Origin of the sequence: Bradyrhizobium sp. AZCC 1578 (assembly GCF_036924675.1) — a bacterium.
Lineage (GTDB): Bacteria > Pseudomonadota > Alphaproteobacteria > Rhizobiales > Xanthobacteraceae > Bradyrhizobium.
In genome coordinates this window covers 4,340,007-4,353,324 of the sequence record NZ_JAZHRZ010000001.1, presented here as the reverse complement: position 1 = coordinate 4,353,324, position 13,318 = coordinate 4,340,007, and the positions used below count along the sequence as shown (strand labels likewise).

10 protein-coding genes are annotated in these 13,318 nt (G+C 61.1%); 6 read left to right on the top strand and 4 right to left on the bottom strand.

Annotation, left to right across the window (positions count from 1 at the left end):
* Positions 1–246 precede the first annotated feature (246 nt).
* The gene (locus V1290_RS20715; RefSeq protein WP_442895002.1) at positions 247–1,152 is read right to left on the bottom strand and encodes a DUF3108 domain-containing protein; all 906 of its coding nucleotides are present in this window, start codon (positions 1,150–1,152) and stop codon (positions 247–249) included.
* A gap of 337 nt (positions 1,153–1,489) precedes the next feature.
* Here V1290_RS20715 and rpmB point away from each other — a divergent pair, with 337 nt between their 5' ends.
* The 6 genes from rpmB (at position 1,490) to V1290_RS20685 (ending at position 9,082) form a co-directional block, all read left to right on the top strand.
* Positions 1,490–1,798, top strand: a complete 309-nt coding sequence (gene rpmB / locus V1290_RS20710; protein WP_171579080.1) for a 50S ribosomal protein L28 — start codon at positions 1,490–1,492, stop codon at positions 1,796–1,798.
* A gap of 197 nt (positions 1,799–1,995) precedes the next feature.
* On the top strand, positions 1,996–2,931 hold the full coding sequence (locus tag V1290_RS20705) for an SIR2 family protein (protein ID WP_334366124.1): 936 nt from the start codon (positions 1,996–1,998) through the stop codon (positions 2,929–2,931).
* Positions 2,924–5,749, top strand: coding sequence for a hypothetical protein (locus tag V1290_RS20700; RefSeq protein WP_334366123.1), 2,826 nt, complete (start codon positions 2,924–2,926; stop codon positions 5,747–5,749). The genes V1290_RS20705 and V1290_RS20700 overlap by 8 nt, the downstream gene beginning before the upstream one ends.
* A gap of 82 nt (positions 5,750–5,831) precedes the next feature.
* The gene (locus V1290_RS20695; protein ID WP_334366122.1) at positions 5,832–6,158 is read left to right on the top strand and encodes a transcriptional regulator; all 327 of its coding nucleotides are present in this window, start codon (positions 5,832–5,834) and stop codon (positions 6,156–6,158) included.
* A gap of 75 nt (positions 6,159–6,233) precedes the next feature.
* Positions 6,234–7,523, top strand: a complete 1,290-nt coding sequence (locus V1290_RS20690) for a DUF2235 domain-containing protein (RefSeq protein ID WP_334366121.1) — start codon at positions 6,234–6,236, stop codon at positions 7,521–7,523.
* 431 nt (positions 7,524–7,954) lie between these two features.
* The gene (locus tag V1290_RS20685; protein ID WP_334366120.1) at positions 7,955–9,082 is read left to right on the top strand and encodes a DUF2336 domain-containing protein; all 1,128 of its coding nucleotides are present in this window, start codon (positions 7,955–7,957) and stop codon (positions 9,080–9,082) included.
* A 25-nt stretch (positions 9,083–9,107) separates the two neighbouring features.
* Here the strand turns inward: V1290_RS20685 and V1290_RS20680 are convergent, their stop codons facing one another.
* From V1290_RS20680 to cobT, 3 genes are all read right to left on the bottom strand, one after another.
* Positions 9,108–10,220, bottom strand: a complete 1,113-nt coding sequence (locus V1290_RS20680; RefSeq protein ID WP_334366119.1) for an NADH:flavin oxidoreductase/NADH oxidase — start codon at positions 10,218–10,220, stop codon at positions 9,108–9,110.
* 89 nt (positions 10,221–10,309) lie between these two features.
* Positions 10,310–11,377, bottom strand: a complete 1,068-nt coding sequence (locus V1290_RS20675; protein WP_442893696.1) for an esterase-like activity of phytase family protein — start codon at positions 11,375–11,377, stop codon at positions 10,310–10,312.
* A 4-nt stretch (positions 11,378–11,381) separates the two neighbouring features.
* A complete protein-coding gene (gene cobT, locus V1290_RS20670) occupies positions 11,382–13,286 on the bottom strand; it encodes a cobaltochelatase subunit CobT (RefSeq protein WP_334366117.1) in 1,905 nt (634 codons plus the stop codon).
* Positions 13,287–13,318: the final 32 nt, after the last annotated feature.

Here is a 13,318-nt window from a genome sequence, read left to right as displayed (position 1 = left end):
GATCAAGTTTACAGCGGCTCCACAAGCGACGGTTTCGGGACTAATTTCTTAAAAAGATCAGGGCGACGGAGTCGAATCAGAAGTGAGGAAGAGTCAAGGCGGATTCAACTCTCCCGTCGTCCCTGCGAACGCAGGAACCTATAACCACCGGCGCTCATTGGTTGGCGCCGGCTGCAACTCCGAGTCCCTCAATCAACACGGCCGCGGCGTATGGGTCCCTGCGTTCGCAGGGACGACGGTAAAGCCTCAATTCGTCTTCGCCACCCGTGGCGGCATGGCTGATGTCACGAACGACGTCGCTTCCAGCATCGCCAGGCCAAACGGCGTCGGGATCGTCATGCGGAAGGGAACCAAGACGCGCGTCCCCGCAATCGGCACGAAGGTGATCTCGATCCGCCGTTCGTTCGCGAGATATTTGATCACGGGGCGATCGGGGATGTAGCCCGCGACCGGGTTGAAATAGATCGCGCAGACCAGCGCCGGCCCGTGATAGCCCTTTTCGGCTTTGACCGTTTCCATGCGCTTGTAATCGAGCTTGAGATCGTAGCGCATGCGTCCGTCGAAAATCCCGGCTCCGGTGCGGCAGGAATCCGGCGCCAGCACTTCGCCATTGCCGGGGACGCGCAGCAGTGAGCCCGTCATGGGATCGAGCACGCTTTTGCGGTGCGCGTCGGTGACGGGAATGCGGCCGGGATCGACCGGCGGCGCCGGGTCGATCGAAAAATCCTTCACGCCGCCATTGGCCAGCGAAATCCGGATGGTCTCGGATTTCTTCTGCGTGGTGGTGGTCGCGGTATAGGCGTTCGCGACCAGCGCGCCGTTCACGATGCGGCCCTGGCTGGCGCCGGAACCGGTGCCGCCGGAAAACGCCTTCAACAGCCCGGCGGTGCCGCCCTGCGCGGAGGCCGAAAACACATCGTCGCCGATTTCGATGGTCCAGCTTCCCTTGCCGACGGGGATGCCCGCCAGCGTCGCCTCATAATGAGCGTCCAACCGCCCCTGCGCGGAAGCTGTCTGCGGCGCGAGTAAGCCCCACGCGGCGGCGCACAGGCCGACGACGAGGCCGAGCCTGGCGGAGAGAGTTTGGCGCGAAACGGCGCATCTGGCAGTCACGAATGAATAATCCCAGGATCGGCGCGAGCTGATGTTCATTTAGGCAAAAATATCCGGCAAACAACGCGGGTTATCGCGAAAACCACGCCTCTACCCGACCTCTCCCTGGCCTCCCACCGCTTGCGGGGGCTTGGGGCCGGTTCTTTTCGAAAGCCATGGTGTCGGCGCGGATTACGCCCTTTATATGATCCCTTAAGTGGCTGGAACCCCTGGTAAACCAGCCGTTACAGCTGACTTTACCAACCCAAGAACCTTGACCCCGTGGCCGTCTCCCCCTATACGTCCGCGGTTCCTGGAAATGGACGCGATTTTGGACCCCCGCGGCGCCCGCGAGAAGCGGCTTGGCCCTGGCGGGGATGGAAGAGGATTTTTCGGAATGTCCCGGCGCTGCGAACTGACGGCCAAGGGCCCCCAGGTGGGCCACAAGGTGAGCCACTCCAACATCAAGACCAAGCGGCGCTTCCTGCCGAACCTGGCCAACGTCACCTTCATCTCGGACGCGCTCGGCCGCAACGTGCGCCTGCGCGTCTCGACCAATGCGCTCAAGAGCGTCGACCACAATGGCGGCCTCGATGCCTATCTCCTCAAGGCCAAGGCCGACGTCCTCTCCCCCCGCGCCCTCGAACTGAAGCGCGCGATCGAGAAGAAGGTCGGCAAGCCCGCCTTCGTGAAGAAGGCGAGCTGAGCGAAGCTAAAATCGGCGGATCGAAGTTTGGAGCGGCCGGGTCGGAAGACCCGGCCGTTTTTGTTTTTTGACAATACTAATGCTACGCAATGAATGGTTGAACCGAAGACGAATCACAACGGCCATTGATGCGTAGCGCAATACTTCCGATTCCACCAATTCCTCCGGGTCTACGCGAAGCGGCTGAAAGAGGTGTTTTGATTCCGTTTGTAGGGGCTGGGGTTTCCGTCCTTACCGGATGCCCGACATGGAACGAACTTGCTGACGGCGCGCTCCGGGCATGTGTTGACGCCCAAAAATTCACTCACAGCCAGCTGGCTCAAATCAAACACTTATCTCCTCGGGTCAAACTTTCGATAGCGCGAGAACTTGAGAAAGAGCACGGTCTTCGAATCGACTATGCCAAGTTGATCAACCCAAAGAGCGGATACGAAAACAACGAAGTCGGTCGGCGTGTGTATCGCAGTCTCGGCAAACTCGGGCAAACGTTCGTTACCACCAACTACGATTCTTGGCTCGACACAGAAATTGTAGACCCAAACTTGTCAGTGAGCGCTCCTGGGCAGGAGCAGGATACTGCGGCAGCCACTCCGTCGAGACGGAAGTCAATATGGGAAGCAAACGAGTTCACGCCTGCAAACCTAAACCAGTCCAAGTCAGTCTTTCACATTCACGGCTCGCTTTCTGATCCAACCGGGATGGTCATCAGCACCCGCGATTACATTGCGCGGTACGCGAACGATCGGAACGCGAGCGACCCGCAACACGAAAACCGAACACTCACATTCCTCAGTCATCTGTTTCAAACAAAGACGGTTCTCTTTGTCGGCTACGGCTTAGAGGACCTAGAGATCCTGGAGTACGTTGTTCAAAAAGCTCGCGTACCCGCACTATCAGTCGAGACGCAAGCACGACACTTTATGCTACAAGGCTATTTCTCGCACGAGAACGAGCTTATGCGCAGCATGAGCCAATACTACAAACAGTGCGGCATTCAATTAATCCCGTTCTTGCGAGATTACACAGACTGGGCGCAGTTGGTGGAGGTGCTTGAGAGATTTTCCGATGCTATTCCCGCTGCAGCCCCGCTGAACCTCCAAATGCAAATGGAGATGGAGAGCCTACTTGATTAAGCTCGGCGCGAAGCTTGAATCGTTTATCGCAATGATGCACCGGGAAAGTGAATTCGCTCGGTACGGCTTCAATCTATTGTCCAAACGACCTGACCCCGAGCGCTACTTCGATGCGATTAGTGACGCTCAGTTCTTTGACCCCAAAAACAATTCAGGACCCGTTCCCTCAACAGAGCCTGGGTTTGTCCAGATTCCATTTTGGGGGGCATTGGACTATTTGGGAGCGGTCGCGAAACGAGCAGATCAACTAAATGATCTTGAGCTAGCCAATAAGATTATGACCGTAATACGCAACGTGACAAACTATCGCGATGCGAACGGCGAAGTTCGCGACAACTATCACACGTTTCACAAGTTTGCGGAAATCTTTGGGATTTTGCCTGTTGCTGTAATAACAATCAGTGACATCCAGCTGGTTCGCATTTGGCTCACCTCTAAGTTTGACAACAGCCTAGTAGGGAGCGCTCTCAGCGAGGGGCTTTTGAAGAAGCTTGTGAGAAGTAAGAGTTCGGAAGACACAGAAAAGGCCTGCCAACTGATGAAGGAGTGCCTTTCCTTCCGGTGGGCAACAAATAACGCAAAATCTAGCGACGATCTTATCACGGCAATCGATGACTATTGGCTGCGTGAGATCATCGATCAAAATGCCAAGCAGCTCGGGGCAAGAGCTGGTCTTCAAGCCGTCGATATCTTCTTAGACGGGCTGCGGAGCATTTTTTCAGATGATCGTCGCAGCTTCGGCAGCTCCTTCTGGCGACCGGCCGTGGAAGATCATGAACAAAACATGGATTTCAGGGGGCCTGAAAACCGGTTTGTTGAGGGAACGCGCGATGCCATTGCAGGATGGCTCGAAATCAATCCAGAGGAGGGAATTCCCTTTATCGCGCGAAGCCTTAGAGACAACTCAGAAATCATCCGACGCCTCGCGATTCATACGGTGACAGAGCATTTCGAAAACCTCAGGGAGGTATTTGAAGCAGCGATCGAGCCAACCCTGTTCACTTCCGGCCACGTACATGAGCTGTATCGACTCTTACGACAACACTTCGGCTCTCTCTCAAAAGATGGCAAGGACGCAGTCCTTTCGTCTTTACGTGATCTATCCTTACCTGACACCCTAGAGGACCGAGAGCGTCGTCTGAAATGGATGCAGCGCGACTGGCTCAGCGCAATTAAAGATCAACCAGAAGCGTCCGAGTGGTACAACGAGCTGCTGTCCGACCACACACTCGGCCCACTCGGCGACCATCCCGATTTTTCAACCTATCACGAAACCTGGGCCGGACCGGGGCCCTCACCCTTCGCAAGAGAAGCCTTGGTTGCCTTCGCTGAAGAAGGCACCCTCGTCACTCGACTCAACGAATTCAAAGAAGCGAGCTCCTGGAAAGGTCCAACGCTCGGTGGCCTTCTCGAAGCACTTGAAGGTGCTGTTCTTAATTCGCCGAATCCCTTTCTTGCAATTCTCGCCTCTTTGCACGAAGCCAAGCTCCCGTTTCGTCACGCTATCATTGCAGGTTTTAAGCGGCTGTTCGAGCTATCGGACCAATCGAAACAGGAGTTTGATTGGGATGCGGCTTGGCCCAAGTTGATCAATTACTTCACTGAGAGTGTCGATGATTTGATACTTCAGCCAGACAATCAGAGCGATAATCCTGATCGTACGCCGAGCCGCGGCTGGATGGTGACCCTAATCGCTGATTTCTTGCAGGCCGGCACCAAAGTCGACAAGAGCGCATACGCACCAGAACTGTTGCCTCAGGGTTGGATGATCATCACCAAACTTCTAGCCCGCGCCCCGGAAGACGATAAGGCTAATCTGACAGACCCGATGACTCATGCCCTTAACACAGAAAAGGGCAGGCTCATTTGTGCGATGTATAATCACGCCTTGCGCGTATGTCGCGTGGCGAAGCAAAAAGGTTTACCGATCGAGGTCGCATGGCACAATCTTCAAGACGCTTTTGATACTGAAATTTCAAAGTGTCGAGAGGCAAATTTTGACTTTTCTACTCTTTCGGCCTCTTACATCGGAAACCTTGAATTCATGAGTCACAATTGGCTGGCTGCAAATGTCGCTAAGTTATTTCCAGCAACGAAGTATCCAACAAACTTTGCAGTAGCTTTGGGCGGCCTAGCATTTGCAAGGCCAACGCGTCAGATTTACAAAATGCTTGCGGACAACGCCGTTTTCGATAACGCCCTCAAACTAGATTTCAACGACCAACATAGCCGCGAGCGAATCATACAATGGGTCTCCTTAGGCTATCTTTGGGGAGAGACCACGCTGGATGCGCCGCTCTTCAGCCTCATATTTGCAGCTGGCGTTGATGATCTTCAAGAAGTGGCTGATTTCTTTTGGAGTGTCCGCGGCGAGAAATTAACAAGCGATCAGGTCGAAAAGATCCTGGCATTTTGGAGGAAGTGTCTGTCGTGGTGCACGTTACAGGATCCGCCGCCTGCAAAGTTTCATGCGCGCCTGAGCCGGCTTAGCCCATATCTTAAGGAGTTGGATTCAGATGCTGAAGCATTGCTTCTTGCGACTGCTCCTTATGCACACTCCGACCACCTGGAAAGCCAGATGATCGAAGAGCTTGCAAGATTTGTAGACGCAAATCCGTCCTCGGTTGCCAAGATTTTGGAGCGTATGCTTGATGAGCATACACCAAACCACGATCATCGCGGCAAATTGAAGAACCTGATTGGCGAACTCGCAGCCAAGGGGCTTCGCAATGAAGCCATTCACTCCGCGGAGAGACTGAGAGCGTCACTTCCCGGCATGATCGATTTCTACAAAGAGTTGATTGCAAGAGCCAAATAAACACCGCAGCAGAACAACATCGACCCCACGTTGCGCTGCTGGCGCGACTACAGGAAGCGAAAACGCCGCGAAGGATGAAACCATGCCACTGACCCGGAGTTTTCGCGACACGGTGCGGGCGCGGGCGGAACGCGAGCCCGCCTTTCGCCGGGCGCTGTTTCAGGAGGCGGTGCAGGCGCCGCTCGAGGGCGAGACTGATCAGGGCCGCGCGGCGCTGCGGGCCTACATCAACGCGACCGTCGGCTTCGACCGGCTGGGCGAGGTGCTGGGGCGTTCGCCGAAGAGCCTGATGCGCATGTTCGGGCCGGACGGCAACCCCACTGCCGAGAACCTGCTCGGCGTCATTGGGGCACTGCAGGAAGAAACCGGCGTGCACCTGAAGATTCGCGCGGTCACCGAGGCGGCGTGACGCGGCGATACGCCCCGCCATCCAAAATCCCAAAGTTCCGCTATACTCGCTCCGGTAGCACCGGGGAGCATCACCATGCGCAACATCATCATCTGCTGCGACGGCACCGGAAACGAGATTTCCGAGAACATCTCCAATGTGCTCAAGCTCTATCGCTGCCTGCGCAAGACGGAGAAGACCGAGCCGCGGCAGATGGTGTTTTACGATCCCGGCGTCGGCACGCTGGAGCGGCCGGACCCGTGGCACAAGCTGAAGCAGGATTTCAACGCCATCCTGGGGCTCGCCACCGGCTATGGGCTCGATGACAACGTGCTCGCGGCCTATGGCTTCCTGGTCCAGCATTATCGCGAAGGCGATCAGATCTATCTGTTCGGCTTTTCCCGCGGCGCCTACACCGTGCGGGTGCTGGCGGGGCTGGTGCACAAGATTGGATTGATCTCGCCCGAGCAGGTCAATCTCGCAGGTTCGGGGCTGATCGCCTACAAGCAGTTCTCCTCGGATGAAGCGCCGAAGCTGCGCCGCGAGATGAAGCTGCTCAGCGATGCCGGCGACGCGCAAGGGCCGCTGCCGCAGACCGCGTTCGACAATGCAGCCCAATTCGCGCGCATCACCTCGACCCGCTGGCCTGTGATCCGCTTCGTCGGCGTCTGGGATGCGGTCGCGAGCGTGATCGTGCCGCGGGCCGATCGCTTCTATTGGCCGAGCCTGGAGGAGCTGGCGTTCACCACTGCGAACCCGAGCGTGCAGACGTTCCGGCAGGCGATCTCGATCGACGAGAGGCGCCGCATGTTCCGCCTGAAAAAGTGGGACGATCCGCAAACCTATAAACCCGTCCGCTTCAACGACGTCCACGCCACCGCGCAGGATATTTTGCAGGTGTGGTTCTCGGGCGTCCATGCCGATATCGGCGGCGGCTATCGGGAAAAGCAAAGCGGGCTTTCAAAATATCCGCTGCTCTGGATGATCGACGAGGCGGTCAAATGCGGGCTGAAGGTGAACCAGGCCACCGTCAACCAGCTCGCCTGGGGCATCCAGCGCAAGGGCAGCCCGTTCTCCTATGTCGCGCCTGACGTGCGCGGCGAAGCGCACGAGTCGCTGCGCGGGGCGTGGTGGCTGCTCGAATACCTGCCGAAGCGCGCGACATACAAGGAATGGCCGGCACGCGAGAGCCATTTCGGCTACTACATCCCCGACGCCGAGCCGCGGCTGATCCCGGACGGCGCTGTGATCCACGAGTCGGCGCTGCAGCGCATAGACGCGCTGCCGAGCTATCGGCCGGTGAACCTGCCGAAGCAGTACGAGAAATTCCCGATGCCGATACCGCCGGCGCATGCGAGCGCGGAGGACGTCGCGGCGGAAGCGTAGACCGCGGATCATGCGCACACCGTCACCACACGGGCGGTGAGCTCCCTCCCCCCTTGCGGGGTCCGAGACGAGCGAAGCTCGCTCGTGGGCTGGGGAGAGGGGTTCTCTCCACGAGCACAGACAGGCCAGATTGCCGACAGTCTTGCCAGTGCGATTCTAGTCACAACACGCACCGCCGATGCCGCCACCCCTCTCCCTAACCCTCTCCCGCAAGGGGAGAGGGGACGCACCTTTTGTGGGGCGGGCAGCGATGATCGAACCGATAGTCCACCCATCCCGCGCGCATCACTCGGCCACTGGCCTAGCACCGCCGCAACCTTACGGCCGCATTGCTGCCGCCGCGGAACCCAAATGGTTTACGAATCGTTCAACTCTGCTCCCTAATCTCACCTATCTGGCGCCAGAACCGGCTTGAACGCTCAGGACGAGCGATGTTGGAACGATCGATCACCGAGGAGGTCGAGGCGGCCATCCAGGCCGGCTCGGCGGAAAAGCATCTGGATGCGTTGAGGCAGGTCACCGACCTGTTTCTGCTGTCCGCCGACGGCTACTCCGGCGAGCAGATCGAGCTGTTCGGCGACGTGCTGGAACGGCTGATCCGCACCATCGAGCTGCGGGCGCTGGCCGACGTCGCCGCGCGCATTGCGCTCGCCGAATTGAGCACGCAGCTCGCGTCCGCGAAGCAGGCGCCGCCTCGCGTGGTCCGACGGCTCGCGCACAATGACGAGATTACGATCGCGCGTCCGGTGCTGACCGAATCGGCGCGGCTGACGGCCGAGGATCTGGTGGAATTGGCGCAGACCAAGGGCGAACAGCATCTGCTGGCGATCTCCGGGCGCTGGTGGCTGACCGAGATCGTCACCGACGCGCTGTTGAAGCGGCATTATCCTTCCGTCAGCCGGCGCCTCGTCACCAATCCAGGCGCGCGAATGTCGGCGAGCGGTTTTGCGATCGTGCTGAAGCAGGCGGAGAGCGATCCAGATCTGGCGGTCGAGACCGGCATCCGCATCGACCTGCCGGCCGAACAGCGCCGGCAACTGCTGCAGAACGCAACGGAAGCCGTGCGCACGCGGCTGTTGTCGCGCGCGCCGCCGCATCTGTTCGAGGAGATCCGGAACGCGATCGCCGCCGCCTCGACCGGCGCCAGCCGCGAAATGTCGCGCACGCGCGATTTCACCGCCGCCCGCCGCTTCGTCGCCGCGCTCGCCAAACACGGCAAACTGAACGAGCCGGCGCTCTTGGCCTTTGCGAGAGAGCGGAAATACGCCGAGACGGTCGCAGCGCTCGCCGAACTATCGGGCTCGAGCGTCGAGGTGATCCGCCCGGTGATGCAGAGCCTGCGCGACGACGGCGTGCTGATCCCCTGCCGCGTCGCCGGGCTGAACTGGGACACGGTGGCCGCCGTGCTCGATAGCCGCTTCGCCGCCGGCTCGATGGGCCGGCACGAGCTCGCGAAAGCGAGAGAGCAATACGCCAAGCTGACGGTCGAGAGCGCCCGCCGCCTGCTGCGCTTCTGGCAGGTCCGTCCCGTCGACGCGGCGCCGAAGCCGCCGCGTTGAGGAACATGATGACGGCGAGCGCGCGCTACCGCGTCCCGAATGTCGTGGCGCCGAACAGCGCCTTCTGGGTCGAAGGCTGCGAGCGCCAGTATTGCGGCGGGGCGAACACCTCGCCGCCGAGTTCGGCCGCGGCGTGCCAGCCCCAGCGCGGGTCGTAGAGCATGGCGCGGGCGAGCGCGACCATGTCGGCCTTTCCGGAGGCCACGATCTCCTCGGCCTGCTTGGCTTCCGTGATCAGGCCGACGGCAATCGTGGTCAGCCCGGTCGCCTCGCGGATCGCTTGCGCGAACGGCACCTGGTAGCCGGGGCCGAGCGGAATTTTTTGCAGCGGCGACACGCCACCCGAGGACGCGTCGATCCAGTCGACGCCGTGCTTTTTCAGCTCCTGTGCGAACTCGATGGTCTGCGCCAGATCCCAGCCGCCCTCGACCCAGTCGGTGCAGGAGACGCGCAATCCCACCGGCTTGTCATGCGGGAACGCCGCCCGTATCGCGTCGAATACTTCGAGCGGAAAGCGCATGCGATTCTGCAACGAGCCGCCATATTGATCGGTGCGCCGGTTGGCGATTGGCGACAGGAACTGGTGCAGCAGATAGCCGTGCGCCGAGTGCACCTCGATCGCGTCGATGCCGAGGCGCTCGGCGCGCTTCGCGGTCGCCACGAACGCATCGCGCACGCGCGCAAGCCCCGCGGCATCGAAGGCAACGGGCGGCGGCTCGCTCTCCTTGTGCGGGATCGCCGACGGCCCCTCCGCCCGCCAGCCGCCCTCAGTCACCGGGATCAACTGCCCGCCCTCCCACGGCGTGTGGCTCGACGCCTTGCGGCCGGCATGCGCGAGCTGCATCATCACGGCGGCCTTCGAACGCTTGCGCACGGACGCCAGGATCGGTCTCAGCGCGGCTTCGGTGGCGTCATTGTAGAGGCCGAGGCAGCCCGGCGTGATCCGGCCCGTCGGCTCCACCGCCGTCGCCTCGATACAGAAAACGCTCGCCCCCGACAGCGCCAGCGAATTGATATGGGTGAAGTGCCAGTCATTGGCCTCGCCGTCGACGGCCGAATATTGGCACATCGGCGCCACCATGATGCGGTTGGCGAGGTTAAGGCCGCGCAGCTTGATCGGGGTAAACAAAGCGCTCATGGGGACATTATCCGGACTGGAGGACAGCGAGCCTTATGGTGTAACGAGCCGGCCCTGTCGCCTCAACCCGCGCCGGCTGCAACCCACCCCTACTCCACCAGCGCGAATTGCAGCAGCAGATTGCGCTGGATCATCGAGAAATTGTCGTCGGAGACGAGCGTCAGGACCGTTTCGCCCTCCGGCGTGACATGGGCGTCGATGCCTTCCAGATTGTCGATCTCGCTGCCGAGGTCGGCCTCGAAGATCACGGGGCCGTCGATCACCGCGCCGGGGGCGATAGAGGCAAGTGCTATGCGGCGGATGCGTATGCCGACGCCGCCGAGCCAGGAGAATTTGCGTTCGAGCAGCAGCAGCCCGCCGGACGGCAGCAGCACCGCGTCGCTGACATCGAAATTGTCGCTGCGACGGATGCTGAACAGCCCCAGCGTCCTGCCGATCAGGAAGGCCGTGATGTTGCCCTGCGCGTCGAGCCCGCGTTCGGAGATCGCGATCAGCGTTCCCGCCAGCGGCAAGCCCTTCGGCACCACGACAAGCGCCTCGATTCCCTTGTTGTAGGGCAGCTTGCGCACGCCCAGCGGCAACTGAATCAATTCGCCCTGCGCGCGCGTAAATCCCTTGGCGAAGTCGAAGCGCAGGATCTGATTGACGCGCTCGAGGCCGACATAGACCAGCGAGCCGTCAAGCGCGAGCGCCTCGGTGTCGTACCAGCCGCGCGAGGTGATCGGCTTGCCGTCGTGGCCAAGCACCGGTGAGGCCTCGACATCGTCGAGTCCGGTCATCTCGCGGCCCTTGTAGACAATGCGGCCGGTGAACCAGCCCCCCTTGTCGCTGATGGCGATGAAGCGCTCGCCCTTTGGATCCAGCCGCAGGCCGGACAAGCCGCCGAAACCGCGGAACCGCGACGTCAGGATCAGCCCGCTGCGAAATTCGAGTTCGCCGAACCGCACACGCGAGCGGTCGCGGGTATCGAACGACTGCAGCGGCCTTGCATTGACCTCAATCGAGACCGGCGCACTGACCGAGAACTCGTCGGGAACAGTCTGCCTCGGCGGCCGCTGAACGGCGGTCTGCGCCAATGCAGCGCCGGGCACGGCAGCCATGGAAAGCCCCGCCGCTGCATATTTCAAAAGGCGGCGGCGGCCTATGAGCGGGGGCATGCGCTCACGAATGCAGGCGGCGCGGCCGGTGGTGGCTCGTGGCAGGCGCGGCGCCGTGGGTTTCGCTGAACAGCTCGGCGAGCTTTTCGGTGATGGCGCCGCCGAGCTCCTCGGCATCGACGATAGTGACCGCGCGGCGATAATAGCGCGTGACGTCGTGGCCGATGCCGATCGCGATCAGTTCGACCGGCGAACGGGTCTCGATCTCCTCGATGATGTGGCGCAGATGCCGCTCGAGGTAATTGCCGGGATTGACCGACAGCGTGGAATCGTCGACCGGCGCGCCGTCCGAAATCATCATCAGGATCTTGCGCTGCTCGGCGCGACCGAGCAGTCGCTTGTGCGCCCAATCCAGCGCCTCGCCGTCGATGTTTTCCTTCAGCAGGCCCTCACGCATCATCAGGCCCAGATTCTTGCGCGAACGGCGCCAGGGCGCGTCGGCGGACTTGTAGATGATGTGGCGGAGATCGTTGAGCCGGCCGGGATTGGCCGGCTTGCCGGCCGCGAGCCAAGCCTCGCGGGACTGGCCGCCCTTCCAGGCGCGGGTGGTAAAACCCAAAATCTCGACCTTGACGCCGCAACGCTCCAGCGTGCGCGCGAGAATGTCGGCGCAAGTGGCCGCCACCGTGATCGGCCGGCCGCGCATCGAACCGGAATTATCGAGCAGCAGCGTCACCACGGTGTCGCGGAAGGTCGCTTCCTTCTCGTGCATGAAGGACAGCGGGTGATAGGGATCGGTGACCACGCGCGACAGCCGTGCGGGGTCGAGAATGCCTTCCTCGAGATCGAACTCCCAGGCGCGGTTTTGCTGCGCCATCAAGCGGCGCTGCAGCCGGTTGGCGAGCCGCGCCACGATGCCCTGCAGATGCGCGAGCTGCTTGTCGAGGTAGGAGCGCAGCCGCTCCAGTTCGTCATGATCGCAGAGATCTTCGGCGGCGATGACCTCGTCGAATTTCGGGGCAAAGGCGTGATATTCCGGGCCGCGCGGCTCGTTGGCGCCACGCATATTCGGCCGCGTCGCTTCGCCCGGCGTCTCGTCGTCGCCGAGTTCGCCGTCGTCGAACGTATCTGACGTGGAAGCCTGCGCGCTCTCCATCGCGCTTTCCGACATTTCGTCGGTGGAAGCCTGCGCCTGGTCGGCGCTCATTTCCTGCGCGGCATCGGAATCGGGCGAGCCCTCGGCGCCGGACTGATCGCTCTCGCCGTCCGGATTCTCGTCATCGTTTTCGTCGTCATCGGCGTCCGCATCGCGGTCGTCGCCGAGGTCGAGCGCTGACAACAGGTCGTGCACGAGATCGCCAAACTTGGCCTGGTCCTCGGTGACGCGGCTGAGCTTGTCGAGCCGGGTGCCGATCTTGTCTTCCAGCGCCGGACGCCAGAGATCGACCATTTTTTTCGCAGCCGCCGGCGGCGCAAGGCCCGTCAGCCGTTCGCGCACCAGCATCGCCAGTGCATCGGACAGCGGCGCATCGGCGCGGTCGGTGATCTCGTCGTATTTGCCACGATGAAAGTGATCGTCGAGCATCGCGGTAAGGTTCTTCGCCACACCCGCCATTCGCCGCGAGCCGATGGCCTCGACACGGGCCTGCTCCACCGCCTCGAACACGCCGCGCGCCTGCGGATTTCCCGGCATCAGCTTGCGATGCACCTTGGGATCATGACAGGCGAGCTTCAACGCGACCGAATCGGCGTGGCCCCGCACGATCGCAGCATCCCGCTTGGTCATCTTGCGGGCCGGTTCCGGCAACCGCGCCTTGCCCGGTGCAAGACCGGGACGCTCGGCCGCGAACGTCACTTCAAGTTCCGGCGCCTTCGCGATCGCGCGCAGGCACGAGGTCACCGCGCGCTTGAACGGTTCGGTCGGGGCTTCCTTGGATCCGGTGCGGAATTTGATGTTCGACGTCGTCATTACGTTTCTATCACCCGTCGTCCCTGCGAAAG

Excerpts from the sequence above, each read along its gene's own strand:
- V1290_RS20715 (WP_442895002.1), bottom strand. The coding sequence starts at position 1,152 with ATGAACATCAGCTCGCGCCGATCCTGGGATTATTCATTCGTGACTGCC.
- rpmB (WP_171579080.1), top strand. The coding sequence starts at position 1,490 with ATGTCCCGGCGCTGCGAACTGACGGCCAAGGGCCCCCAGGTGGGCCAC.
- V1290_RS20695 (WP_334366122.1), top strand. The coding sequence starts at position 5,832 with ATGCCACTGACCCGGAGTTTTCGCGACACGGTGCGGGCGCGGGCGGAA.
- V1290_RS20690 (WP_334366121.1), top strand. The coding sequence starts at position 6,234 with ATGCGCAACATCATCATCTGCTGCGACGGCACCGGAAACGAGATTTCC.
- V1290_RS20685 (WP_334366120.1), top strand. The coding sequence starts at position 7,955 with ATGTTGGAACGATCGATCACCGAGGAGGTCGAGGCGGCCATCCAGGCC.
- V1290_RS20680 (WP_334366119.1), bottom strand. The coding sequence starts at position 10,220 with ATGAGCGCTTTGTTTACCCCGATCAAGCTGCGCGGCCTTAACCTCGCC.
- V1290_RS20675 (WP_442893696.1), bottom strand. The coding sequence starts at position 11,377 with ATGCCCCCGCTCATAGGCCGCCGCCGCCTTTTGAAATATGCAGCGGCG.
- cobT (WP_334366117.1), bottom strand. The coding sequence starts at position 13,286 with ATGACGACGTCGAACATCAAATTCCGCACCGGATCCAAGGAAGCCCCG.